General features: G+C 68.0%; 23 protein-coding genes. 10 read left to right on the plus strand and 13 right to left on the minus strand.

Annotated elements, in window-relative coordinates; all coding sequences use genetic code 11:
- Window positions 1-30: 30 nt before the first annotated feature.
- The 6 genes from KZ498_RS07710 to KZ498_RS07735 form a co-directional block, all read right to left on the minus strand.
- On the minus strand, window positions 31-1,158 hold the full coding sequence (locus tag KZ498_RS07710) for a CapA family protein (protein WP_312618104.1): 1,128 nt from the start codon (window positions 1,156-1,158) through the stop codon (window positions 31-33).
- Window positions 1,159-1,373: 215 nt separating this feature from the next.
- Complete coding sequence (locus KZ498_RS07715) at window positions 1,374-3,200, minus strand: FAD-dependent oxidoreductase (RefSeq protein ID WP_312618105.1); 1,827 nt, start codon at window positions 3,198-3,200, stop codon at window positions 1,374-1,376.
- A 93-nt stretch (window positions 3,201-3,293) separates the two neighbouring features.
- On the minus strand, window positions 3,294-4,442 hold the full coding sequence (locus KZ498_RS07720) for an ABC transporter ATP-binding protein (RefSeq protein ID WP_396276102.1): 1,149 nt from the start codon (window positions 4,440-4,442) through the stop codon (window positions 3,294-3,296).
- Window positions 4,423-6,276, minus strand: coding sequence for an iron ABC transporter permease (locus tag KZ498_RS07725; protein ID WP_312618107.1), 1,854 nt, complete (start codon window positions 6,274-6,276; stop codon window positions 4,423-4,425). Before KZ498_RS07725 ends, KZ498_RS07720 begins: the two co-directional genes overlap by 20 nt.
- Before the next feature lie 12 nt (window positions 6,277-6,288).
- Window positions 6,289-7,413 (minus strand): thiamine ABC transporter substrate-binding protein, encoded by a 1,125-nt coding sequence (locus KZ498_RS07730; RefSeq protein ID WP_312618108.1) that lies wholly within the window; start codon window positions 7,411-7,413, stop codon window positions 6,289-6,291.
- Window positions 7,414-7,477: 64 nt separating this feature from the next.
- Entirely contained in the window at window positions 7,478-7,693 is a 216-nt protein-coding gene (locus tag KZ498_RS07735; RefSeq protein ID WP_312618109.1) for a hypothetical protein, read from the minus strand.
- 67 nt (window positions 7,694-7,760) lie between these two features.
- Between KZ498_RS07735 and KZ498_RS07740 the strand changes: the two genes are divergently transcribed.
- From KZ498_RS07740 to KZ498_RS07760, 5 genes are all read left to right on the plus strand, one after another.
- Window positions 7,761-8,417 (plus strand): TIM barrel protein, encoded by a 657-nt coding sequence (locus KZ498_RS07740; RefSeq protein WP_312618110.1) that lies wholly within the window; start codon window positions 7,761-7,763, stop codon window positions 8,415-8,417.
- A 52-nt stretch (window positions 8,418-8,469) separates the two neighbouring features.
- Window positions 8,470-9,582: a pyruvate dehydrogenase (acetyl-transferring) E1 component subunit alpha gene (pdhA, locus tag KZ498_RS07745; RefSeq protein ID WP_312618111.1), complete on the plus strand. Its 1,113-nt coding sequence runs from the start codon at window positions 8,470-8,472 to the stop codon at window positions 9,580-9,582.
- A 60-nt stretch (window positions 9,583-9,642) separates the two neighbouring features.
- Entirely contained in the window at window positions 9,643-10,347 is a 705-nt protein-coding gene (locus tag KZ498_RS07750) for a hypothetical protein (protein ID WP_312618516.1), read from the plus strand.
- A gap of 173 nt (window positions 10,348-10,520) precedes the next feature.
- Complete coding sequence (locus KZ498_RS07755) at window positions 10,521-11,846, plus strand: divalent metal cation transporter (protein ID WP_312618112.1); 1,326 nt, start codon at window positions 10,521-10,523, stop codon at window positions 11,844-11,846.
- Window positions 11,843-12,397 carry a hypothetical protein gene (locus tag KZ498_RS07760; protein ID WP_312618113.1) on the plus strand — a complete coding sequence of 185 codons (555 nt, stop codon included), beginning with the start codon at window positions 11,843-11,845 and terminating at the stop codon, window positions 12,395-12,397. The genes KZ498_RS07755 and KZ498_RS07760 overlap by 4 nt, the downstream gene beginning before the upstream one ends.
- A gap of 65 nt (window positions 12,398-12,462) precedes the next feature.
- Here the strand turns inward: KZ498_RS07760 and KZ498_RS07765 are convergent, their stop codons facing one another.
- The 3 genes from KZ498_RS07765 to KZ498_RS07775 all read right to left on the minus strand — a co-directional run bounded on the left by KZ498_RS07765 (window position 12,463) and on the right by KZ498_RS07775 (window position 14,866).
- Window positions 12,463-12,708, minus strand: a complete 246-nt coding sequence (locus KZ498_RS07765; protein ID WP_312618114.1) for a hypothetical protein — start codon at window positions 12,706-12,708, stop codon at window positions 12,463-12,465.
- Between the two features lie 10 nt (window positions 12,709-12,718).
- Window positions 12,719-12,874 (minus strand): hypothetical protein, encoded by a 156-nt coding sequence (locus tag KZ498_RS07770; protein WP_312618115.1) that lies wholly within the window; start codon window positions 12,872-12,874, stop codon window positions 12,719-12,721.
- A 78-nt stretch (window positions 12,875-12,952) separates the two neighbouring features.
- Window positions 12,953-14,866 (minus strand): beta-CASP ribonuclease aCPSF1, encoded by a 1,914-nt coding sequence (locus KZ498_RS07775; protein ID WP_312618116.1) that lies wholly within the window; start codon window positions 14,864-14,866, stop codon window positions 12,953-12,955.
- Window positions 14,867-15,134: 268 nt separating this feature from the next.
- Between KZ498_RS07775 and KZ498_RS07780 the strand changes: the two genes are divergently transcribed.
- Window positions 15,135-15,617 carry a hypothetical protein gene (locus KZ498_RS07780; protein WP_312618117.1) on the plus strand — a complete coding sequence of 161 codons (483 nt, stop codon included), beginning with the start codon at window positions 15,135-15,137 and terminating at the stop codon, window positions 15,615-15,617.
- Between the two features lie 42 nt (window positions 15,618-15,659).
- Here KZ498_RS07780 and KZ498_RS07785 read toward each other — a convergent pair whose 3' ends face one another.
- Entirely contained in the window at window positions 15,660-16,718 is a 1,059-nt protein-coding gene (locus tag KZ498_RS07785; RefSeq protein ID WP_312618118.1) for a hypothetical protein, read from the minus strand.
- Window positions 16,719-16,828: 110 nt separating this feature from the next.
- Here KZ498_RS07785 and KZ498_RS07790 point away from each other — a divergent pair, with 110 nt between their 5' ends.
- Entirely contained in the window at window positions 16,829-17,311 is a 483-nt protein-coding gene (locus KZ498_RS07790) for a hypothetical protein (RefSeq protein WP_312618119.1), read from the plus strand.
- A gap of 15 nt (window positions 17,312-17,326) precedes the next feature.
- Here KZ498_RS07790 and KZ498_RS07795 read toward each other — a convergent pair whose 3' ends face one another.
- The 3 genes from KZ498_RS07795 to KZ498_RS07805 form a co-directional block, all read right to left on the minus strand.
- Window positions 17,327-18,592 (minus strand): Tat pathway signal protein, encoded by a 1,266-nt coding sequence (locus KZ498_RS07795; protein WP_312618120.1) that lies wholly within the window; start codon window positions 18,590-18,592, stop codon window positions 17,327-17,329.
- 78 nt (window positions 18,593-18,670) lie between these two features.
- Window positions 18,671-19,174, minus strand: a complete 504-nt coding sequence (locus KZ498_RS07800) for an ArsR family transcriptional regulator (RefSeq protein WP_312618121.1) — start codon at window positions 19,172-19,174, stop codon at window positions 18,671-18,673.
- The gene (locus tag KZ498_RS07805; RefSeq protein WP_312618122.1) at window positions 19,171-19,503 is read right to left on the minus strand and encodes a hypothetical protein; all 333 of its coding nucleotides are present in this window, start codon (window positions 19,501-19,503) and stop codon (window positions 19,171-19,173) included. The genes KZ498_RS07800 and KZ498_RS07805 overlap by 4 nt, the downstream gene beginning before the upstream one ends.
- 81 nt (window positions 19,504-19,584) lie before the next feature.
- Between KZ498_RS07805 and KZ498_RS07810 the strand changes: the two genes are divergently transcribed.
- The 3 genes from KZ498_RS07810 to proS all read left to right on the plus strand — a co-directional run bounded on the left by KZ498_RS07810 (window position 19,585) and on the right by proS (window position 22,721).
- On the plus strand, window positions 19,585-20,307 hold the full coding sequence (locus KZ498_RS07810) for a hypothetical protein (protein ID WP_312618123.1): 723 nt from the start codon (window positions 19,585-19,587) through the stop codon (window positions 20,305-20,307).
- Between the two features lie 96 nt (window positions 20,308-20,403).
- Window positions 20,404-21,180 carry an SAM hydroxide adenosyltransferase gene (locus KZ498_RS07815; protein WP_312618124.1) on the plus strand — a complete coding sequence of 259 codons (777 nt, stop codon included), beginning with the start codon at window positions 20,404-20,406 and terminating at the stop codon, window positions 21,178-21,180.
- Window positions 21,181-21,266: 86 nt separating this feature from the next.
- The gene (gene proS, locus KZ498_RS07820) at window positions 21,267-22,721 is read left to right on the plus strand and encodes a proline--tRNA ligase (RefSeq protein ID WP_312618125.1); all 1,455 of its coding nucleotides are present in this window, start codon (window positions 21,267-21,269) and stop codon (window positions 22,719-22,721) included.
- Window positions 22,722-23,151: the final 430 nt, after the last annotated feature.

Here is a 23,151-nt window from a genome sequence, read left to right on the forward strand (position 1 = left end):
GCCGTCTCGAAAACACACACACGACGGACGCTACTCCGGACACGGCAGCGGAACCCGAAGCCCGAGTCCGTCGCGCTCGATAGCCGTTCCGAACGGCCGGGAGTGCTCTCTGAGCGTCTCCCGGAGCCACTCCGCCACGGCTTCGTCGGCGCGTCCGACCTGCGTGTACGCGTTCTCGACCGGCGTGAGTTCGAGCGCGGCCAGCCGCCCGTCCTCGATACGGAGTTCGAACAGGAAACTCCGGTCGTTGCGGTAGCCGTCCTTGACCGCGTAGTCGTCGACGAAGTTACCGGTGTCGTACAGGATGGGACGACCGCGGTACACCTCGACGCCTTGGAGGACGTGGGCGCTGTGGCCGTGGACCACATCGGCCCCGCTGTCTACCAGCCAGCGGGCGAACGCCTGCTGTGTCTCGCCCGGTTCGGTCACCCAGTTCGGCCCCCAGTGGGCAGTGACGACGAGCAGGTCGGGGTCGGCGTCGCGGGCCGCCGCCAGCGCACTCCCGACCCGGCGGCGAGTCAGCGGATGGGTCGGGTCCAGCGGTGCGTAGGCCGTGCCGGGGCTGTCGCGGCCGGCGGCGTAGCTCGGCGACTGGTCGGTGACGGCGACGACGGCGACCGAGAGTCCGTCGATATCGACGACCGCCGGCTCGAACGCCCCGCTCCGGCTCTCGCCAGCGCCGGCCGAGGCGATATCGCTGTCGGCGAGGTGAGCCGGCGTGTCCGTCAGCGCTGCCGGTCCGAAATCGAGCAGGTGGTTGTTCGCCAGACCGGCACAGGAGACGCCGGCGCGGGCAAGGGCGGGCACGGCCCACTCCGGGGTCGCCCGGAAGTGGAACCGACGGCCGGGCCGTGGCTCGCCGCGGTCCGAGACACAGCATTCGAGGTTCGCCACGAAGCCGTCGAGTGAGCGGAGCCGGTCGAGCATCGACCCCCAGACGGCGGTCGGTCCGTCGGAAGTATCGCGCCAGCGTTCGTCGACGCTCCGGCCCAGCATAACGTCGCCGACGAAGCCGATGCGCAGCGACGTGTCGGTCGGGACCGACGGCGGACACGACACCTCCGCGTCGCCGGCGGCGCCCAGACAGCCCGAAACCGCGGTGAGACTCCCGAGTGCGGGGCCGCCGCTGGCGAGGACGGTTCGGCGGGTCGGTGCCACAGTGGGTACACTGTCGGCTGTGACCGTCTTGAATTTCGGTGCCGTATAGAGCCATCCTGGGTGTGTCGTGTCGAGACACACTCCGAGTGGTTACTTTTCGTTACCTATCCTCTGTCCAGGTATGTCAGGCGACACCACACGTGACCACGACACGGAGGAAGCGTGTACGACCACGGCGTCGTTCGCCGACCACGGCCTCGACGACGGCAGCGTCCTCATTCGAGGTGATGGTAGTCGAGTTCGTAGCCGACTTCGACCGCCTCGCTGACGGCCTCGCTCGGCTCGGCGACGCCGCGGGTCGTCAGTTCGAATCCGGTGTCGCCGCGGTCCACGAGGATGTTCCGGCGCCAGTCGGGGTCGACGTCAGGGGCGTCAGTGCGGTAATGTGCGCCACGGGACTCGTCTCGCTCACGTGCACTCAGCAGCAAGGCCTCTGCGACCGTGAGGCTGAACGAGAGGTCGACGGCGAGTTCGAACGACAGGCTGGTCCGGTCGCCCTCGACGCCGATGTTCCCCGTCCGCTCACGGAGGGCGGCAAGCGCTGCGAGCCCGTCCGACAGTGATTCGCCGTTGCGGAGGATACCGGCGTGCTCCCACAGCAGGTCGCCGAGGTCCGCCAGTAGCTGTTCGGGCGTCTCGTCGCCGTCCGAGGCCTCCAGCTCCCGCAGCGAGCGGAACTCGCGCTCGGCGATAGCGCGCTGACCAGCCGGCAGGCCGCCGCCCGCCCGGCTTTCCGCAGTCACCTCACCCGCGACGTGGTCGCCGACGAGCGCGCCGATGGCGACCGTCTCGGCCAGCGAGTTCCCGCCGAGGCGGTTCGCACCGTGGACGCCCGCCACCGTCTCGCCGACGGCGTAGAGCCCCTCGACGCCGGTCTCGCCGGTCTCGAAGTCGATGTCGACGCCGCCCATCGAGTAGTGGGCGGTCGGCGCGACCTCCATCGGCTTCTCGGTGATGTCGACGCCGAGGTCCATGAACCGCTCGTACATCCGCGGGAGCCGCGATTTGATGTACTCGTCGTCGCGATGGGAGATGTCCAGGTAGACGCCGCCGTTCTCCGTTCCACGGCCTTCGCGGAGTTCCTGTGCGATGGCGCGGGCCACCACATCTCGCGCGTCGAGTTCCATCTGGTCCGGCGAGTACCTCTCCATGAACCGCTCGCCGTTCGTGTTGAGCAGCCGGCCGCCCTCGCCCCGGACCGCCTCGGTGACGAGCCGGCCGTCCCAGTCCTCGCCGTAGCGGTCGCCGACCATCCCCGTCGGGTGGAACTGGACGAACTCCATGTCCATCAGCGACGCGCCGGCTTCGAGCGCCAGCGCCGGGCCGTCGCCGTTGTTCTCCTCGTCGCGCGAGGAGTGGCGGTTGTACAGCGCGGAGGAGCCACCGGCGGCCAGCACGACGTGGTCCGATTCGAAGAGGACGAACCCGCCGCTCTCCATGTCGTAGCCGGCCGCGCCGTAGACGCGGTCGCCGTCGGAGAGCAGCCGCGTTATCATCACGTTGTCGCGGTAGGGGATCTCCAGCGACTGGGCCTTCGCGACGAGCGTATCCAGCATCGCCTCGCCCGTGCGGTCGCCGACGAAGCAGGTCCGGCGGAACGACTGCGCGCCGAAGTACCGCTGATTGATCTTCCCGTCCTCGGTGCGGTCGAACGGCATCCCCCAGTCGTCGAGTTCCCGGATGCGGTCGGGCATGTGCTTGGCCGTCAGTTCGACCGCCTTCGGGTCGTTGATGAAGTGGCCCTCGTCTAGCGTATCGGCCGCGTGAATCGTCCAGTCGTCCTCGGGGTCGAGCGACCCCAGCGAGGCGTTGATGCCGCCGGCCGCCCACGTCGTGTGCGCGTCGCCGTGGTCCCGTTTCCCGATGACCAGCGGCTCGACACCGTTCTGGGCGAGCCCGATGGCGACCCGCGCCCCGGCAGCGCCAGCGCCGACGACCAGCGCCGGAACCGACACCGTCTCGTAGTCGACCGCCGAGTCCGCATCGGTCGTTCGACCGCCAGCGGCCTGCTCGTCGTCAGCGGATGGCTTCTGTGGTGTCATCACTACATGTAGGTGCCGAGAACGTATGAGGGCTTCGCGCGCACGCGTGCGCGGACCGGCAGGGCTAACGGTCCGCCGACAATCAGCGAGAGGCTATGGCCCGCCGACAATATGTGCGTCGTCCGGGTCGAAGCCGACCGTGACGGTGCCCTCCGGCGGCTCCTCGGTCCGCAACAGGAGCTCCCGACCGTCCCAGTCGAGGTGAACCCGCGTGGTCTCCCCGAGGAACTCCGCGCTCGTGACCGTCGCCGTCAGGGCGTTTCGGTCCCCGTCGACAGTGAGCCGTTCCGGCCGAACACAGAACGTGAGCCGGTCCCCGGACGGGACAGCGGACGCCCGGTCGCCCTCGCCGTCCAGTCCCACCGACAGCGTCGTGCCGTCGACCGTCACGTCCGCGATGGATTGTCCACGTCCGCCGTCCGAATCGGTGCTCGACCGCACCGCCGTGACCTCGCCGCTGAGCACGTTGTTGTCGCCGACGAAGGTGGCGACGAACTCAGTCGCCGGCTCCCGATAGACGGTCCGCGGCGGCGCGACCTGCTCCGGCGTCCCGTCGCGCATGACCGCCACGCGGTCGGACACGGCCAGCGCCTCCTCCTGGTCGTGGGTGACGTAGATGGTCGTGATACCCAGTTCCCGCTGTATCTCGCGGACCTGCACACGCAACCGTTCCCGGAGCTTCGCATCGAGGGCACTCATCGGCTCATCGAGCAGGAGTACGTCGGGGCCGGGAGCCAGCGCGCGGGCCATCGCCACCCGCTGTTGCTGGCCGCCAGAGAGCGTGTCGGGGTCTCTGTCCGCCATGCCGCCGAGGTCCACCAACTCCAGCAGGTCCCGGACTCGCGCTGCCTCGCTGCCGCCGCCGGGCGGGTCGGAGAACTGGAGCCCGTAGGCGACGTTCTCCCCGACGGTCATATGCGGGAACAGCGCGTAGTTCTGGAAGACGACGCCCACGTCGCGGTCCTCCGGCGGGACGCCGGTGACGGACTCGCCGCCGAACCGGACCGACCCCTGCGTCGGCGCCTCGAAGCCGGCGACGAGCCGGAGCGTCGTCGTCTTGCCACAGCCCGAGGGGCCGACGAGGGTGAAGAACTCGCCCTCGCGGACCGACAGCGAGAGGGCGGAGACGGCGGTCGTCCCGCCGTAGCGTCTGGTGACGCCGTCGAGCTCGACGGCCGGTGGGCCGGCGGAGTCCGCGTCGGCGCCCTCCGGCGGCGCCCCCTCAGAACCCAACGTCGTCACCCCCAAGCCGGTCGATGAGCAGGAAGCTCGCGCTGGTGACGGCGAGCAGGACGACGCCCATAGCGGTCGCGGGGCCGAGCCGTCGGCCGATGAACCGCTCGATGGCGATGGGCATCGTGAACTGGTTCGTCCCGGAGGCGAGTACAATCGTCGCCGAGAACTCCCCGATAGAGATGGCAAAGGCGAAGGCGGCCCCGGCGACGACGGCCGGCCACACCAGGGGGAGTTCGATGTCCACGAGCGCCCTGGCACGCGGCGCGCCGAGCGCGCGGGCGGACTCAACGAGCGTCTGGTCGACGCTTTCGAGGCCGGGCGCGACGGTGCGGACGACGAACGGGTAGCCGGCGACGGCGTGGGCGGCGACGATGGCGAGGCCGCCGCCGACGGCGAGGCGGGACCCGCCGATTTCGACGCCGAAGACGAGGCCCCGGAGCAGGCCGAGGCCGACGACGATGCCCGACACGGCGAGGGGGGCCATCGCGACGGCGTCGACGAGCTTCCGGCCGCGGTAGTCCCGCGTCGTCAACACGGCCACGACGACGCCCATCGGGAGGGCGACGGCGAGCGAGGCGACGCCGAACAGCAGCGAGTTCCTGACCGCATCCCACGGCTGGACCTGGAACGCTGCGCCGGTCGTCTGCCGGTCGAGGAGGAACCGGTAGTTCGCCAGCGTCAGCCCCTCTGGCCCGCTGAGGCTGGCCAGAACCATGCTCGCCATCGGCGCGACGAACACCGCCAGCGCGACGACGGCGTAGACCGCGAGGCCCGTTCTGGGAAGCAGTTCACGGACCGAGAGCGACGGTGGTGTCAGCGGCCGCCGCGGGAGCGGTCGAATCCCCCGCGACCGGACGGTGTGCTTGGCCTCGTACCGGAGATACGCGTACAGCAGCCCCAGCGAGATACCGAGCTCGAGCAGCGCAAGCGCGGCCGCCTCGGCGTACTCCAGGTCACGGATGAGCCGGTAGACGAACACCTCGACGGTCGCCAGCTGGAACCCGCCCAGCGCGAGGACGATGGGGAACGTGCTGAAGGTGAACACGAAGGTCAGCGCCGCGCCCATAAGCACCGACGGGTACAGCTGCGGGGCGACCACGTCACGGAACGCCCGGAACGGGCTCGCGCCGAGGCTCCGCGCCGTCTCCACCGCGCTGGCGTCGACGGACTCCCAGGCGGCGGTGGTCACCCGCGCGACGAGTGGGGCGTTGTAGAACGCGTGGGCGACGATGACGGCCTCCAGCGTGAACAGGAGGTTCACCTGTCCCAGACCGAGCGCGCCGAGCACGGCGTTGAGCGTCCCGCGCTGCCCGAACGTGGCGACGAATCCCACGGCGACCATTATCGACGGGAGGACGAAGGGGAGAATCGTCAGCGACCGGAGCGTCCGTCGTCCCGGGAACTCGAACCGGGCCAGCAGATACGCCGCCGGCAGGCCCAGGGCGACGCTGGCGACTGTCGACAGCGCGGCCTGATACGCCGTGAAGCCGATGACGCCCAGCCGCCGGTCCGGCGACAGGGCGCTCTCGACGACCGCCGCTACCGGCTCGCCGGCGAGCAGCCGCGCCGGCTCGCCGAGATAGAACGGGTCCTGCAGTATCGAGACGAACACCCGGCCGGTCGGGCGGCCGTCGACGAGGACGCTGTCGACGAACACCGTCGCCACCGGGTAGTAGAAGATGCCAAGCAACAGCGCGACCGTCGCCGTCGCAAGCGCCAGCAGCCCCCGGCGTTCGAGGCTCTTGCGGATAGCTCGGCCCCACACGCGGGTTCTGTCCGCTGTCTCCGTCGCCCCCTCGCCACCGTCGTCGTCTGCGCCGCCGCCTGAATCTCGGGCCACAGTCGGTCGTTGTCAGTTCGAGGCGAACTGCCGTTCCCAGTCCGATATCCAGCCCGAGACGGAGCCCTTGAGTTCGTCGTAGCCGAAGGTGACCGGTTCCGGGGGCTCCTGTGCCAGCTCGGCGTAGTCCTCCGGGAGCTCGGCGGACTCGGTCGCCGGGAACTGGACGTTCCTCACCGCGATTTCGCCCTGGATGTCCGGGCGCAGGAGAAAGCCCATGAACTCCCGGGCGAGGTCGGGCGTGTCCGCCCCCTCGAACACCGCCATCCCCTCCGGGTTGGCGTAGCCCTGGTCGTTCAGGAACCGTATCTGGTGTTCCTCCAGGTCGGCGTCGTTCTGGTCGGCGAACACCTGGTCGGTAGAGTAGGAGACGACCATCGGCGCTTCGCCGCCCGACCACGCGCTGTAGGCGTCGCTCCAGGAGCCAAGCACCCGAACGTCGTTGTCCTGCAGGTCGCTCCAGTAGTCCAAGTAGCCGTCGGGGCCGAACTGTTTTATCGTGTGCAGCAGGAACGCCCGCCCGGTCGCCGAACTGGCGGGGTTCTGCGTGATGAGGTCGCCGGCGTGTTCCTCGGCCAGCAGGCCGTCGAAGGTCTCCGGCGCTGTGGTCGCCGTGCCGTCGAACACCAGGCTGATGTAGCCGGTGTCGTAGGGGATCGCCCGGCCGTCGGGGTCGAACTGCAGCCCCGGTTTGATGTCGTCCTGGCCGGCCACGTCACCGACCTCGGCGAACAGCCCGTCGTCGAGGTTCTGGTCGACACGGACGAGGTGGTCGGTGTTCAGCCCGAGGTACATATCGGCCTCGATGTCGACGCCGGCGTTGCGGCGCTCGATGTAATGGTTGAGCTCGTTGCTCGGCGTCTGCCAGACGAGGCGGGCGTCGAACGCCTCCTCGAAGCGCTGTTTCACCCACGCGCCCGGACTCGTCGACGGCGAGTCGATGAACGCGCTGTAGGTCCCGACGACGAGCGTCTCCTCGGCACCGCCGGCGTCGCCAGCCGTCGTTCCGTCCGCAGTCGCCTCGCCGGTGTTCGACACCTCGGTGCTCGCCCCGTCGTTGCCGCCCAGCCCGGCACAGCCGGCAAACGAGGCGGACACCGTCGCGCCGGCCGCTGTCAGGAAGGAACGTCGTTTCATTACACAGTGGTCACACCCAGTGGTATTTAACCCCGGTGTTCCTGAATCGGACGGCTTCAGCCCCTCAAATATCCGTAGCAGCCGTTATTACCCCGCGGTACTGCAGGATGGTGACTGCGTTGTAGGCAACGACAGCGAGTGTCACCAAAGCGAACAGGGCCAGAAACACCGTCGCGTTGGGCTCGGAGAGGAGTTGTTCTCGCCAGCGTGGCACCCCACTCTCGTCCGCCTCCGCGTTCGCCTTGCCGGGCACCATCGATTCCTCGGGCAGAAATGACATGAGTGCTCGGGCCAGCGGCGTCGGCGAATGGACTGTTTTATTTTCGCCGTCGTGGAACTCCCCTGCAATGCATCTCGTCGGCAAGTGCCCGCCGACCCCAGCCGAGCTCGACGACGCAGCCGACCGGGGTTTCGACAGCGTGGAACTCCACCTGCGACCGCCTGACCTCGACGACGTGGCGGCTACCGCAGCGATAGTCGAACAGTCACCCGTCTCCGCGGCGTCGGTCCACACGCTTCATGCCTGCCCAGACGACCCGGAGCCGTTTCGGCGGAGCGACGCCCTGGCCGAGCACCTCGACGCCTACCTCGTGGTCCACAGCCAGTACGCCCAGCATACTCACACGGACCAACTAGACAGCTACGACTTCGCCGCCCCCTGCGGGTACGAGAACAACCCCGGCGCGAGCCAGTTCTCGCTGGCAACCCTCCTGCTCGACCGCGGCCACGACCTGGTGCTCGATACGGCCCACCTGTTCATGTCCGAGCCTGCGTATCTGGATTCGCTGTCGGCCCTCCTGGAGAACTACGGTGACCAGATTCAGGTCGTACATTTCACCGACGGCACGGCACTTGCGGACGGGCTGGCGTTCGGTGACGGCGACATCCCGCTGGAACGGACCGCCGAGGTTCTCGACGCTCGCTTCGACGGGGCCGTCGTCCTCGAAGTGATGCCCGAAGACCAGGCCGACGCCCGTCGGCGCGTGCTGGAGTGGCTCGACTGAGCGGCCACAGACACAGCTTTTTGCTCGTCCGCTTCGACTGTAGCGGTACGAAATGTCACGTGACGTGCTCAATCGGGCTCCCGACGACCGCATACAGGCGCTGGATGCGGACGGGGAAATCGTCGACCCCGACCTCATCCCGGACCTGTCCGACGAGGCGCTGGTGTCGATGTACCGCGATATGCGCTTTGCCCGCCGGTTCGACGAGCGGATGATAAGCCTCCAGCGCCAGGGCCGACTCGGCACCTACTCCTCGCTGGCGGGCCAGGAGGGGGCACAGGTCGGCTCGACCTACGCGCTGGCCGACGAGGACACGGTCTTCTACCAGTACCGGGAACACGGCGCACTCGTCGCCCGCGGGCTCCCCTGGGAGTACGTCCTCTACTGGATGGGCCACGAGGCGGGCAACGCGGCCATCGGCGACGTGAACGTGTTCCCGCTGAACATCTCCATCGGCGCGCACCTCCCCCACGCCGTCGGGTGGTCGTGGGCGGCAAAGCGCAAGGGCGACCAGCGGGCGGGCGTCGTCCACTTCGGCGACGGCGCCACCAGCGAGGGGGACTTCCACGAGGCGATGAACTTCGCCGGCGTGTTCGAGACGCCGACGGTGTTCTTCTGTAACAACAATCAGTGGGCTATCTCCGTGCCCCGGGAGCGCCAGACCGCCAGCCCGACGCTGGCCCAGAAGGCCGACGCGTACGGCTTCGACGGCGTTCAGGTCGACGGGATGGACCCGCTGGCGACCTACACCGTCACCGAGGCCGCACGGGAGCGGGCCGTGGGAGCCGACGGCGGGGCGCAGGAACCAATATTCGTCGAGGCCGTTCAGTACCGCTTCGGCGCGCACACGACCGCCGACGACCCGGACGTGTACCGGGACGAGGCGGAGGTCGAGGAGTGGCGCGAACGCGACCCGCTGGACCGCATGGAGCGGTTCCTCAGAAACTGTGACCTGCTGGACGACAAGAAACTCGACGTGATGGACGACACCATCGACGAGCGCCTCGGCGAGATTATCGACAACGCCGAAGCACACGCCGCCGACCCGACGGACCTCTTCGCCGACGTGTACGCGGAGTCGACGTCGAACATCGACGAGCAGCGCGAGTACTTCGAGGCGCTCCGCGAGCGCCACGGCGACGACGCCTTGCTGGAGTCCGAGTAGCCGACCGAGCCTGTTATTGCTGTCCCGTCGCTTCCGTCTACTGTGACAGAGTGGCCACCGGTGGACCCCGCCGACGCGACGGCCGTTGCACAGCAGCGTGACGAACTGGTCGCGGCGGTCCGGGACCACGCCGGACAGGTCGCCTACCAGCTCGCCCGGCTGGAGGGCGGCGACTACGGACAGGCGGACGTCGAGACCGACCGCGGCGAATGGACCGTGAAATACGAGGGCGGCGACCTGGAGTACCTCCGGTTCTCGCCGTCGCGTGGCTCGGACACGTACGTCATCTCGACCAAACAGCCGCCGGAACCGGAGCCGCTGGCGGCCGCACTCGCCGACTACGACGCCTTCGTCGAGGGGTTCAACGACTACGTCGCGTCGCTCGACGGCGTGCTCGACGACGTGTCGACGGAGTTCCCCGACATCGCCACCACCGACGGCGTCGTGGCCGAGCGCGACCGCGTACTCGGGCGCATCCGGGAAATCTGTGACCGGATCGCCCGGGAGCTCCAGCGCTACGAGGGCGGAGAGTACGGGACCTTCACCGACAGAATTGGCGGCACGCGCTGGGAGCTGAAGTGGGACACCGACGGCGCGTCGTATCTCCGCGTCGGCGGCAGCAACGGGCTCTATCTCCTCTCACAGTACGAACCGCCCTCGGCGGCCGACATCCGCGAGTACGCCCCGCAGTTCGCGGACTTCATCGCGGCGTACAACGAGCACGTCGACGACCTGGAATCGGACCTCGGAACCGTCGAACTGTGACCCTGACCGGCTTCTCCCGCTTTCGTCAGCGTTCCACTTGGTGAGCGGATGCCGCGTCGTTATGCTAACACCGACGTCTCGACAAAACCGCCGTAAGGCGGTTGAATTACTGCAGAATACCACCGGAAGATATGTCGGCAGGGTTTTGAGGGGGGCCCACCCAAGCCGGAGGTATGAGTCCGACCGAAACCGTCGACAGTTCGGCTGTGAGCAGGGGCACAGTCGGTGACTACGTCGAAGCGATGGGGCCGTCCTGGATTGCGGGCGCCATCGCCGCCGGCCCGGCGACGATTGCCAGCCTCGTCACCGCTGGCGGCGCGTTCGGCTACAGTCTCCTGTGGGTCGTCGTCCTCTCTGCGGGGGCGGGGGCGCTGGCGCAGTATCTCGCGATGCGGCTGGGGCTGCTGACCGAGCGGGGCATCGTCGCCGTCGTCGAGGACCACCTCGGCGACACGTGGGCGTGGCTGCTGGTCGGCGACGCTGTGCTTGCCGCCGGCGTGGCACAACTGGTAATCATGAAGACCGTCGCCACGGTCTCGGCGACAGTGACGGGTATCGACGCGCGAATCTGGGGCGTCGCCTGGGCGCTGCTCCTCGCGGTGGGACTGGCGGGCGGCGGCTACCGCTTTCTGGAACTGGCCGCGAAAGTGCTCGTGTTGCTGGTCGTCGTCGCGTTCGTCGCCAGCCTGTTCGTCGTGCCCATCGACGCGGGCGCGGCGGCGACCGGGCTGATACCGTCCGTCCCCTCCGGGAGCGCGCTGGTCGCGGCCGGCATCCTCGGCGGTGCGGTCCACATCACGCTCATCACGATGCACTCCTACACGATGCGGGCACGGGGCTGGACCCGCGAGGACTACGACCTCGCGACGGTCGACGTGGGGGCGTCCATGCTGGTGGCGTTTGGCATCTACAGTCTTGCCATCTTCCTGGTGACCGCAAGCGTGCTCACCTCCGGGGACATCACGACGGTCGGGGCTGCGGAGGCGCTTGGCCCGCTGGTCGGTGACAGCGCCCGCTGGTTGTTCCTGCTCGGTCTCTGGGGCGCTGCCGTGTCGACGCTCGGGGGCAACACCATCGTCCCGCCGTTCCTGCTCGCCGACAAGCTCGGCTGGGGGACCACCATCGAGGACAGCCGCTACCGCGGGCTGCTCGTCGCCGTGGCGCTTCTGTCCGCGCCGGGGGCGTTCATCGGCGGGAACGTGCTCGGCCAGCTCGTCCTCGTGCTCGCACTCGGCACCGTCGGCACGCCCTTCGTCATCGCCCTCGTCCTCTATCTCCTGAACTCCGACGCGGTTCCGGAGTCGAACTCGACGCTGGCCAACGTCGGCGGGCTGGCGCTCGTCGCTGTCTCGGGCGGACTGGCCGGGAACTTCGTCGTCGAACAGCTCGGCGGCGGCGTCGGCCCGCTCTCTGGGTTCGTGCTGGCCTTTGCCGTCGCGCTCGGCCTCGCTATGACCGGCCTCGGCGGGAAGTTCCTGCGGGAGGAACTCCTCGCGTGACCGGCGTCCAGTTCCCCCTCACCGGGTCGACGCTGGTCACCGGTCCCTCGAACGCCGGCAAGACGCGGACGACCGCTGCCGCCCTCGAGGCCTGGCTCGACCGCGAGGGGACCGACGGCGTCGTCGTTCTGGATTTCGCGCCCGAGCTCGAACGGGAGGGGGCCGTTCTGGGCGGTCGTCTCGACCGCTTCACTACCGTCCCGGAGGCGGTCCGGGTCGGCCGAATCGACGCCAGTGCGCCCCGCGCCGAGAGCGAGACGGCCGAGCAGGCCGTCGCGCTCGCCCGGGAAAACGCTCGTTGTGCCGAGCGACAGCTCGACGCGCTCCCGGAGAACCCGCGGGCGGTGTTCGTCAACGACGCGACGATTCCGTTCCAGCACGAACCCGCCGCCGTCAGCCGGCTCACCGGGTACTGTGACGGGGCGGACGTGGCCGTCCTCAACGCCTTCGACAGCGAGGAACTGGGCGTCGACGACCCGGTCTCCCGGGCCGAGCGGGACGCGCTCGGCCGACTCCGACGATGGGCCGACCGGACCGTCGACCTGTCGTAGCGACCCGCCCCAGCGCCAGACGTCCGGGGCGTCGAACGCTGACCAGACGGTACCGTAGCCGGCTCCTACCCACCGCGTTCCCGGAACCAGACGCGCTCACCGACCGGGCTCTCGTCGTCGCCGATGTCCAGCCGACTGACGAACAGGTCCCGGACAGCCATGGTGACGACGAGCTCGGTCGGCTCGCCGGACTCGTCTTCGACGGTGACGACGCAGTGGCCGTCCCGTTCTGTCATCCCGGTTATCGTGCCGACCGTCCAGCGGTCGCGGTGGTGTGACGGCTCCCGCGCGTGAATGCGGTCGTGGTCCATCGGTACCCCCTTACCGGTTCCACTCGTAGAACCACCACGCGCCGCCCAGCACAATCAGGCCGACCCCGAGCGTCGAGGTCGCGGGCTCTGGGATGATAAACAGCACGAGTCCGATAAGTACCATCCCGACAGGTTCGAGTTCGTCGAAGTACTTTATGAGGTCCATATCTAGTGGTTCACCCGCCTGCGGTATAGAGGTTCGTCCGGCTGTCGGGGGGACAGCGAACCGGGAACGATGGCCGAATCAGCGAAAGCGGAACGTTTCGAGGTTCTCCGGCGCGAAGGTCCGGATGTTCTGGTCGTGGTACAGCGACGAGGAGAGGTCCTGTGTCGCGGATTCGTCGCCGTGGACACAGAGGATCTTCTCGGGTCGGGGGTTCATCGTCTTCACGAAGTTCTCAAGCCCCTGTCGGTCGGCGTGGCCGGAGAAGCCGTCGACTGTCTCGACGGTCATCTCCAGTGGGACCGTCTCGCTGCGCCCGTTCCCGACGGGCACCTCGTCGACGCCGCGCTGGATTCGGTTGCCGAGCGTTCCCTGGGCCTGATAGCCGACGAAGGTGAGCGCCGAGTCCGGGTCGGGGCCGATTTCTTCGAGCCAAGACATGACCGGCCCGCCGGTGAGCATCCCGGACGTAGAGAGGATGATACAGGAATCACCGTCGGCGATCTCCTGTCGCTCCTCGTCCCCGCCGTCGATGTGGTTGAACTGCTCGGCAAGGAACGGGTTCCTGTCGTCGTCGAAGATGCGGTCCTGCAGGTCATCCCGGAGGTACTCCGGGTAGGTCGTGTGCACGGCTGTCGCCTCCCATATCATCCCATCGAGGTGGACCGGCATCTCCGGGATATCGCCGTTTCGCATCGCCTCTTCGAGGACGAGCATGAGCTCCTGTGACCGCCCGACTGCGAAGGTCGGAATGAGGACCTTGCCGTCGCGGTCGGCGGCGTTCTGGACGATCTGCTTGAGCTTTCGCTCCGAGTCCTCCTGGTCGGTCTGGTAGTCGTTTCGGCCGCCGTAGGTCGACTCCAGCACGAGCGTCTCCACCCGCGGGAAGTCGTTGACCGCGCCGTCGAACAGGCGCGTGTCGTCGTAGTGGATGTCGCCGGAGAAGGCGACGTTGTACAGGCCGTCGCCGACGTGGAAGTGACACACCGACGAGCCGAGGACGTGGCCGGCGTTGTGCAGGGTCAGCTTGATGTCCGGCGCGATGTCGGTGACGTCGCCGTACTCCAGCGGGATGGTGTGTTTGATGGCCTCGCGGACCATCTCGGAGTCGTACGGCGGGGTGCGGCCGTCGTCCGCTGCGGTGCCGAGGTAGTCGAGCGTCAGCAGGCCCATCAGGTCCCGCGTTGGCTCGGTGCAGTAAACGGGGCCGTCGTAGCCGTACTCGAACAGCAGCGGGACCAGCGCGGAGTGGTCCAGATGCGCGTGGGTCAGGACGACGGCGTCGATACCGTTGGCCCCGGCCCCGAACGCCTCCGGGACGTCCAGATACGGCGTTTCGCCGTTCGAGCCGGGCTTGTTGCCACAGTCGATGAGGACCCGCGTGTCCGGCGTCGAGATGATGAACGCGGCGCGGCCGACCTCCCGACAGCAGCCAAGCGTCGTGATGCGGACGTACTCGTCGTCGGACATTGGCTCGCGGTGGATCTGCCGGCCGACGCGTTCGAGGATGTCCCGGCGGTCCTCCCGTTCCTGCTTGAGGAAGTTCCGGACGTTCTCGACCGTCGAGGACTCGATGGGCGGCGTTCGAACGACCTCGGGCGTCCACCCGACCTCGCGGGTGATGTCACGCAGGGTCGAGCCGCGCCGACCGATGACGACGCCGGGCTTCCGGGCCTGGACGACGACCTCGCCGGTGTCGGTGTGGAACTTCAGGTCCATGACGCCGGCTTCCTCGGGGATGATCTCCCGGATCGCCGCCTCGGCCTCGGCTGGCGGGGCCAGCACGTCCGGGTCCGGGCGGACCGTGATTCGTTTGCGGAGTTTCGACGCGAGTCGGCGAACGAGGTCGCTGTTCGCGGCGAACTCCTTCGGGTCCCGCGTGTATATGACGAGCTCCGGTCCCTCGTAGGTGACATCCGAGACGGAGATGCGGGGCGGGACTTCGTCGTCGATCGTTGCCTTCACGTCTTCGAGTTGCTTGTCTACAGTGCTCATAGCTCAAAACGGGGTGCAATCCCGGTAGCGGGGCCGTCCACGACTGGTGCGGGCCGACCTGATACCGCGGGATGTACGCTCTCTAATAAAGTCATCAGTTATCGGTGAGTTGCCTCCGGACGTGGAGAGATGTCCGGAAAACCGTCCTCTATTTCTCAGTATTCCCCTCGTGTTATAAAAGCCTTCGCAATACGGCGGTCGGAACCTGGACCGCAGTCGCCACGCTGTGTGCCCAAAGGGGTAAACCCACACCGTGTGAGACAACGCCATGCGACTGACACCCGACACAGTCCGCGAGGAGTACGAACGGGTCCAGGACCGTCGTGGCGACGTCGTCCCGCTGGTAAACGAAACGCGGGCCCACCTCGGGGCACAGTTCGACGTGGACGTCGAGACGCTCACAGACGACGCCTATACGGCCGCTATCGACGACGTGTTCGCCGACGGCGACCGCGCGGTCAACGTCGCTGCGCTGGTCCGTCTGCTCCGAGAACTGGACGTCGAAGGCGATTACCCGGGCTTCGTCGTCGACGAACTCCTCGGCCGCGAGCTGGCGGCCATGATCGCCGGCGAGCAACCGCTCCGGCTGCTCGCGGAGGCGACGTTTCACGTCGCGGACGTGCGAACCCACGGCGACGACACAGCGGCCGCGGGCGCTGACGACCTCGACGCAGCGCTCGCGGCCGGGGTCCAGACGCGGGTCCCGGGGTGGCCGTGGCAACGGACTGCGAGTCCGTTCGCCGTCGAGTGAGCTGCGCCGCTATCACGCACCCGAACCGGCGATTGAGGGCGTTCAGCTCCCCGAAAACGAGAACGAGGGCGTCGCCAGGAACGCCGTCTCGTAGCCCTCGTGACGGGACACCTGTGGCGGGGCAACGACGTCGACACCGACAGACGGCTCTTCGACTGTCGTCTCGACGATTGCGCCGTAATGATACCCGAGTTCGGGGTGGATTCCGGCGGTCAGCGCGTCGTCGAACACCTGTTCGCCGTCGGCTTCCACGGTCCCGTCCAGCGACATCATCGGCAAGGGGACGCGGTTGTACGGCGTCCGGGCCGAGACGGCGAGATACGACTCCCCGTCGCCGAGGAACGCGGCGTCCCGGAGCCACGTGACGGCGTAGACGCCGTCGCTCCCCTTGTCTGTCCCGAGGACCGTCCCGGGCAGCGCAGACACCTCTGGGAGTTGCGAGGTCGGGACCATCTCCATGTTCATCAGGTCGACCGCGGCGCGTTCGCCCTGTGAGTCCGGGAACTCCTCGAAGGAGAGCTGGTCGCGGGCGCTCTGTGCGAAGTCGAACTCGACCGTGGCCTCGCCGGCGTCGCCGAACCGCCCCTCGAAGGCCCCCAGCCGGCGCTCGCCCATCCCGTTGACGCGGACCGACAGCTGGTAGACGCCGTCGCCGTCGAGCGCGTAGTTGTCGCCGTAGTGAAAGCCCATGTTCTGTGATATCATCGGCCACGGGGACTTGTCGGCGACCGTCTCGCCGTCGCGTTCGACGGTGATCGAGAGGCCGGCCGACACCGGGAGCACCATCTCCGTCTCGGGGTCCCAGACGGTCGCCATCAGGTGGACGCTGTCCTCGCTCCGGATGCTGGCCTTCTCCGCTGTGGTCCCGGTCACCGTCCAGAATCGGTGGGGAAAGGAGTAGCTCAGCCCGACCATGTACTCGCCCGCCTGCGCCATCCCGGCCATCCCCATCCCCTCGGCGTGGGTGGGGCGGTACGTGGCGTCGGGGCGGTTCTCGACCAGCGGCGGTGCGCGCGTCGACTGGGAACGCAGAGAGCCACACCCCGCCAGGACCGTCGTGCCGGCGAGGCCGGCACTGGCGAGGAACTGTCGGCGATTCATAGACCGCTCTTGGACCCTCATCTGAAAGACCGTTCTGGTACGATAGCCGAATGTCGTGGCGAAACCGAAACGGCACAAAGTACTTGCTATCGGTCGGTGCAATCCCGGCCGTGTCCTCCAGGATTGCCCGCACTGCGGTCCTCGGCTTCGTCGTCCTGACTGCGGGATGTTTCGGTGGACCGTCGCCGGGGTCAGCGTCCCCGTCGGAGGCAGCGACAACCGTTGCATCCCCGACAGGAACCGTCGAGTTCCATGACGGTCCGAAGGACCGGCCCGACCGGCCCGCGACGCTGAACGACTCTTCGGTCCGCGAGTTCGCGTACGAATACGAGTACCGCCGCGTTTACAACGGGCTGTGGCAGGGCGAGCATACCCAGATGACCCTCGCTTGCCGCGTCGACAAGGTCACCGGGCGCTCGTGGGGGTACGATGTCATCGTCACCTGTACGGGGTCCTCGACGACCGACCCCCCGGCCGACTCGACGGCGACTGCGGGCCCGATAGCCGACTACTTCACGCAGTCGTACCGGTACAGCGTCAGTGCCGACGCGGTCGCTCGTGAGTCAGTCGAGAACCGCGACCCCGTGTCCTGACGACAGAAGCCAGGTTCAGGCCGGGTCGGCCGGCGGCAGGGCGCGCAGCGACCGTGGCGGGAGCAGGTAGTTCCCGCGTCGTCTGACCGTCATGTACTGGAGGATGCCGTTGTTCACGCGCTGGCCGACGGCGGAGTCTTCGGCCACGTCGGTCCCGTTCATCGCCTGTTTCGTCCCGACGAAGTCGGCGATAGACTGCTGGAGCGAGAGGAAGTGGACCCCGGCCTCGCCGCCGTCGGTCGAGTCGAAGTCGCGGCGGAGGATGAGCGGCGAGTCGCCGTCACGGGCCCGCGCGGCCTTCTGTGCGTGACCGGCGACCCCCTCCCGTCGGCTACTCTCGACGACATCTTCGGGACACTCGCCGACGCCGCTGTCCGTGCCGAGGTTCTCGCCGACGCCCTCGACCCTGTCCTCGGCAGCGTGGGCCGGACAGAACATCTTCGAGACACGCTGGTCCTGTGACTCCTGCTCGTACCACTGCTGGAGTTGCAGCCGTATCTTCGAGAGGTGCTGGGTCGTGCCGCCGGCGAACGGCCCCGAGTCGACCGTCACCCGGTCCTCGGAGGCCTGATTGCCGTCGAAGCCGGACTTGAACCCCATGAACAGCGGGGCGTCGTCGGGAACCGGTTCGGAGTCCGGAACCCCGTCGACGTCCTGGTTCTCGGCGGGCAGGCCGGCCCCGACGAACCCCGTCCGCCGGTCCGCCTCGCGCAGAACGCCCTCGAAGGTCGCAGTCATCTCGTGGCCGTTCGCGGCCTCTCGATTACCTTCCAGCGCCTCCTCGGCCTCGATGACGACCCGCTCGTCGTCGCTCGCGAGGTGCAACAGCGCGTCGGGCGTGTCGAACTCGGGGTCCTCGAAGGGGGCAAGCGCCGTCGGTTCGGGCAGGTCGACGCCGGCCACGTCGGCCTCGAAGCGGTCGAAGTAGGCCGGGCTGTACCCGAGCGTGAACAGCAGCCCCTCGGTGCTCCACTCGTAGGCCCGCTCGAGGTCCCGAAGCGCCGTTTCGACCTGCTCGCGGTCGGCGTCGCTCGGCGTGCCGTCGCCGGTGTACTCAAGCAGCAGGAGGACGTGGTGGCGCGACAGCCGGTGGTTCCCCGCGTCGTCGGTCGCCAGCGACTCGTCCCAGGCGTGCTGGCGCTCCGGGAGCGAGGCGGGGTCGTCAGTCCCATCCGGTACCGTCCCCGACCCGCGGTCGAGACAGGCGGCCAGCGCCGCGGTGCCGCCGATGGCGACGGCGCTCTTGGCGAACTCGCGTCGGGAGATGCCGCGTTCAGTCATCACCCGCTCTAGGGACTGCCCCTGCAATTGGGTTGTGGTACGAGACTCGAAAGCACCGGGTGTCTGCGGGTAGTCCGGCTATCCGCTCTCGAAGAACCGGTCGAGTAACCTGGCGAAGCGGTCCGACAGGCGGTCGGGGACCGTGGGGTCGACCGCCGCGAGCAGTTCGACCGTCCGTGCCGGCCGAGAGAGCGCCAGCGTCACCCCTTGCTCGTCTCGGCGCTTCTCGACGATGTCGTGGTCGACCAGGCCGTCGACGTGGTGTTCGAGCGTGCTCCGGGCGATGTCGAGGTAGGCAGCCACCGCTCCGGGGCGGGCCGCCTCGCGCTCTATGAGCACAACGAGGACGTCCCTCGCCGTCTCCCGCCGGAGGAAGGCGATGGCGCGGCGCTCCCAGGGGGTGAACGACGCCGCGTAGTAGTGCGTGCGCCCGTTGATTGACTCACTGGTGATACGGTCAAGTCGGGCCAGGTGGTACTGCACCTGTCCCGTTGCGAGGTCCAGCGCCCGTGTCAGTCCCCGGAAGTGAACGCCCGGGTTGGACTCGATGTGTCGGTAGATCCGGGCTCTGGTGTCGCTCATAGTCCCTCCTCGTCGAGGCGTTTCTCGACTGTCCGAGCGTAGTACACTGCGCCGAGGACGAGAACGACGAAGAGGGTGTCGAGCGCGTGCTCGAGGAAGTGGTGGGTCGGTGCCGAGACCAGTGAGAACCCCGACAGCAGCGCGACGAGCGGCCGGGCGAACAGTGCGGTGAGTGCCAGGGCGATCAACAGGTACGGACGCGTCCTGCGCTGTCGGTACGCGGCCACGGCGAGGCCACACAGGACTGCCACGGCTACGGCAGAGAGGACGACAGCGGCGACGTCCCAGGTCCCACCGCCGAGATAGCTCCCAACACTGGGTGGCTCCATCACAGTCCCACTTGGAAGGCGACGTGCCTCAGTCGTTCGGTTTGGCGCGGCTTTTTTATCGGACCGCTGAGATGTGGCGGTATGGACCGCATCGGCTTTATCTGCGAGCCAGAGCATCCGGTGTTCGGTGCCGTCGCAGAGCGGCTCTCCGCACGGGGGTTCGACGTCCAGTTCCTCCGCCCCGGGAACCCGGTGGCCGAAGCCGATATCGACGACCTGGCCGCGCTCGTCAACACGACGCTCCGGCCGGAATCGTTCAGCGCCCTCCGGTACGCCGACAGAGTCGGGGTCGAAACGTGGAACGGCTTCCTGCCGACGACGGCGCTGTCATGCCGGCTCGTCGCCCTTCACGGGCTGGAACACGTCGGCTGTCAGGTACCGACCGTCTGGTTCGAAAAGCCCGACTGCGACTACATCGCCCGGACGCGCTACTCCTGGGACGGGGTGCCGGCAAGCAGTGAGGAAGGCGATTTCTACCAGGCCCGGGTTCAGGAGGAGCCCGTCGAGTACAAGTACTTCGCCGTCAACGACGGCCGCGAAACCCATCTTCGAGCGATTCAGGTCCGGTCGGAAGTCTCCGGGCTGGACCACGTCGTCAGCGAGGAGACTGTCGAGGTGACACTCGCGGCCCGCGTCCGGGAGTTGCTGGACCGCTTCGGCGCGCGGGCGCTCGGCGTCGAGTTCGTCCGGGGCGAGTCGGAGTTCTACGCACAGGCCGTCGACCCCGCGCCGGGGTTCACCGGGACGGGGATGGAACGCCGCGTCACCGACTCCATCGCCTCGCTGACGACGATCGGGGCCTGAGCGGGGCGCGGGACGTCTCCGACGCATCGGCTGGGCCCTGGTACCGAGACACAAGACACTACAGGCTCACCGACGTGGTAGCGACCGGAGCTTCACATGAGTACCTTCGTTCACCTCATCGCGGACTACGGCCCGGCCGACCCGGCCTTCTCTGAGGTCGTCCACCGCCTCACCGCCGCCGACCCGACGATCACCGTCCAGTCGACCGAGGTGCAGCCGTTCTCTACCGTCGCCACGGGGTTCTGGATCGCACAGCTCGGCGTCCACAACCCCCCGTTCGACGACCTGCTGGTCTACTCGAACACCGCGCCACGGACCACGGAGTCGACACCGGAGCGGGCGGACACCGGCGGCCCGCTCTGCTATCTCGAACTGGACAACGGCGTCCCCGTCGTCGCCGTCGACGCCGGCTACAACCTCTCGTTTATCGCAGACCGCGCCACGACGTTTCACGAAGTCGAACTGCCGGCCGACACCGGCCAGTTCCGGTCGCGGGACGTGTTCCCGCGCCGGGTCGCCGAAATCGCGAAGGGCAACCGCTCCTCGCTCGGGGCAGAGCGGTCGCTCGACGACGTGCCGGCCCCGCCCGAGTCTGTCGTCTGCCACGTCGACGGCTACGGGAACGTCAAGACCTCGGTCCGCCACTCGGAGTTCACACCGGGAAGCGACACGGTCGCCGTCGAACTCAACGGCGAGGCCCGGGAGGTCGTCGTCAGGGACGCCGTGTCGGAGGTTCCGGAGGGCGCTCTCGCTATCGTACCCGGGTCGGCCGGTGGGGGTGACCCCTATCAGGAACTGTTCCTGCGGGGCGGGTCCGCGGCGGCGGCATTCGGCGGTCCGGCGCCCGGCGACGAAATGACGGTCCGGGTGTAACAGTCCCGAACACGGCCCCGGCCGACTTGCCAGCGGCTCAGCACCCTTCGGGGAGTTTATTAGCGCCGTGGGCCACGACACATCTAATGAGTGGCGAGCAGGAACTCGGCATCACCGAGAGCAAGGAGCATTCACCCGGCGAGTGGTACGCCGAGGTCGTCCAGAAGGCCGGCCTCGCTGACTACGCCCCCATGGGCGGGTTCATCGTCACGCGCCCACGTGGCTACGCCATCTGGGAGCGCATCCAGAGCAACCTCGACGGCTGGTTCAAGGACTCCGGCGTTCAGAACGCCTACTTCCCGCTGTTTATCCCCGAGAGCTATCTGGAGAAGGAGAAAGACGTCGTCGAGGGGTTCGACCCCGAGGTCGCGTGGGTGACCCACGGCGGCCACGAGGAACTCGAAGAGCGCCTCGCCGTTCGGCCCACCAGCGAGTCCATCATCGCGCCGTTCATGGCCCAGTGGACCCGCTCGCACCGTGACCTCCCGATGCGACTGAACCAGTGGTGTTCGGTCGTGCGGTGGGAGGCCACCGAGACCAAACCGTTCTTCCGAACCAAGGAGTTCCTCTGGCAGGAGGGCCACACCGCCCACGCCGACGAGGACGGCGCGTGGGAGGAGACGATGACCCGCCTGGACCAGTACGCCCGCCTCTACGAGGAGGTCATGGCGATGCCGCCGCTGAAGGGACGCAAGCCGCCCCACGACAAGTTCCCCGGGGCGCACACCACGACAACTATCGAGACGCTGATGCCCGACGGCAAGACCGTGCAGGCCGCTACCTCCCACTACCTCGGGACCTCCTTCGGCGAGGCGTTCGACATCACCTACGCCGACGCCGACGAGGAAGAGAACACCGCCCACACGACGTCCTGGGGGCTGTCGTGGCGTGCGATGGGCGCGCTCATCATGACCCACTCCGACGACCAGGGGCTCGTCCTCCCGCCCGCGCTCGCGCCTGACCAGGTCGTGGTCGTCCCCATCTGGCAGGAGGACACCCAGGCGGAGGTCGTCGACTACGCCGCCGACCTCGCCGCCGAACTCGACGAGGCCGGTGTCCGCGTCGAACTCGACGACCGCGAGCACCGCAATCCCGGCTTCAAGTACAACGAGCACGAACTGCACGGCGTTCCCCTCCGGGTCGAAGTCGGTCCCCACGAAGTCGAGGACGGGGAGGCCACGCTGGTCCACCGTCCCGACGGCGAGACAGAGACGGTCGACCGCGATGGCATCGCCGACACCGTCACCGAGCACCTCGACGCCGTCCACGCCAAGCTGTACGCCAGCGCCGAGGAGACGCTGGAAGGCGGAATCCGCGAGGCGGAGTCCCGCGAGGAGATTCTGGGTACCATCGGTCAGCACGGCGGCTACGTGAAGTGTGGCTGGTGTGGCGACGCGGACTGCGAGGAACCGATCAAGGACGCCATCGCGGCCGAGATCGTGATGGTCCCGCTGGACCGCGACGAGGAACCGATCCACGACGACTGCGCCATCTGCGGCGAGGACGCCGAGGAGACGGCGTACTTCGCCAAGAGCTACTGAGGGGCAGCACCGCGTTTCGTCCATTCTTCGGGATGTTTCCGACGCACGTCTGCCGGACGAGCGACGCGACTACCCTGACAACCGGCCGACTGAAGGAAGGATGGGGTCGGGGAGCGTGTGACATTTTCCTCCGTGCCCCCGATGAGCACTGCTGGCCCTACGTATATAAATCGCCGTCAGACTACAGTCATACAAACGCCAAACGGCGAACAGATACCGTCGTGGGCAACGGATATTCCGGGTCCCAGTGCTCCTGTCGGCTGTCCGTTTGTGTCGGCGTTCGCCACCCCGAGGTGGCGAATATCTCGAAATCGGGACAGCCAACAGTACGGGCAGGCGGTAGTCCTGTCGAGACCGACCACCTGGGCCGATGCTGCGGGGGACTGGCGAGTCGGTGCAGACGTAACAGCGGAACGCGGCATATTATGAC

The sequence above is a fragment of the Haloarcula sp. 1CSR25-25 genome (genome assembly GCF_032027985.1).
Lineage (GTDB): Archaea > Halobacteriota > Halobacteria > Halobacteriales > Haloarculaceae > Haloarcula.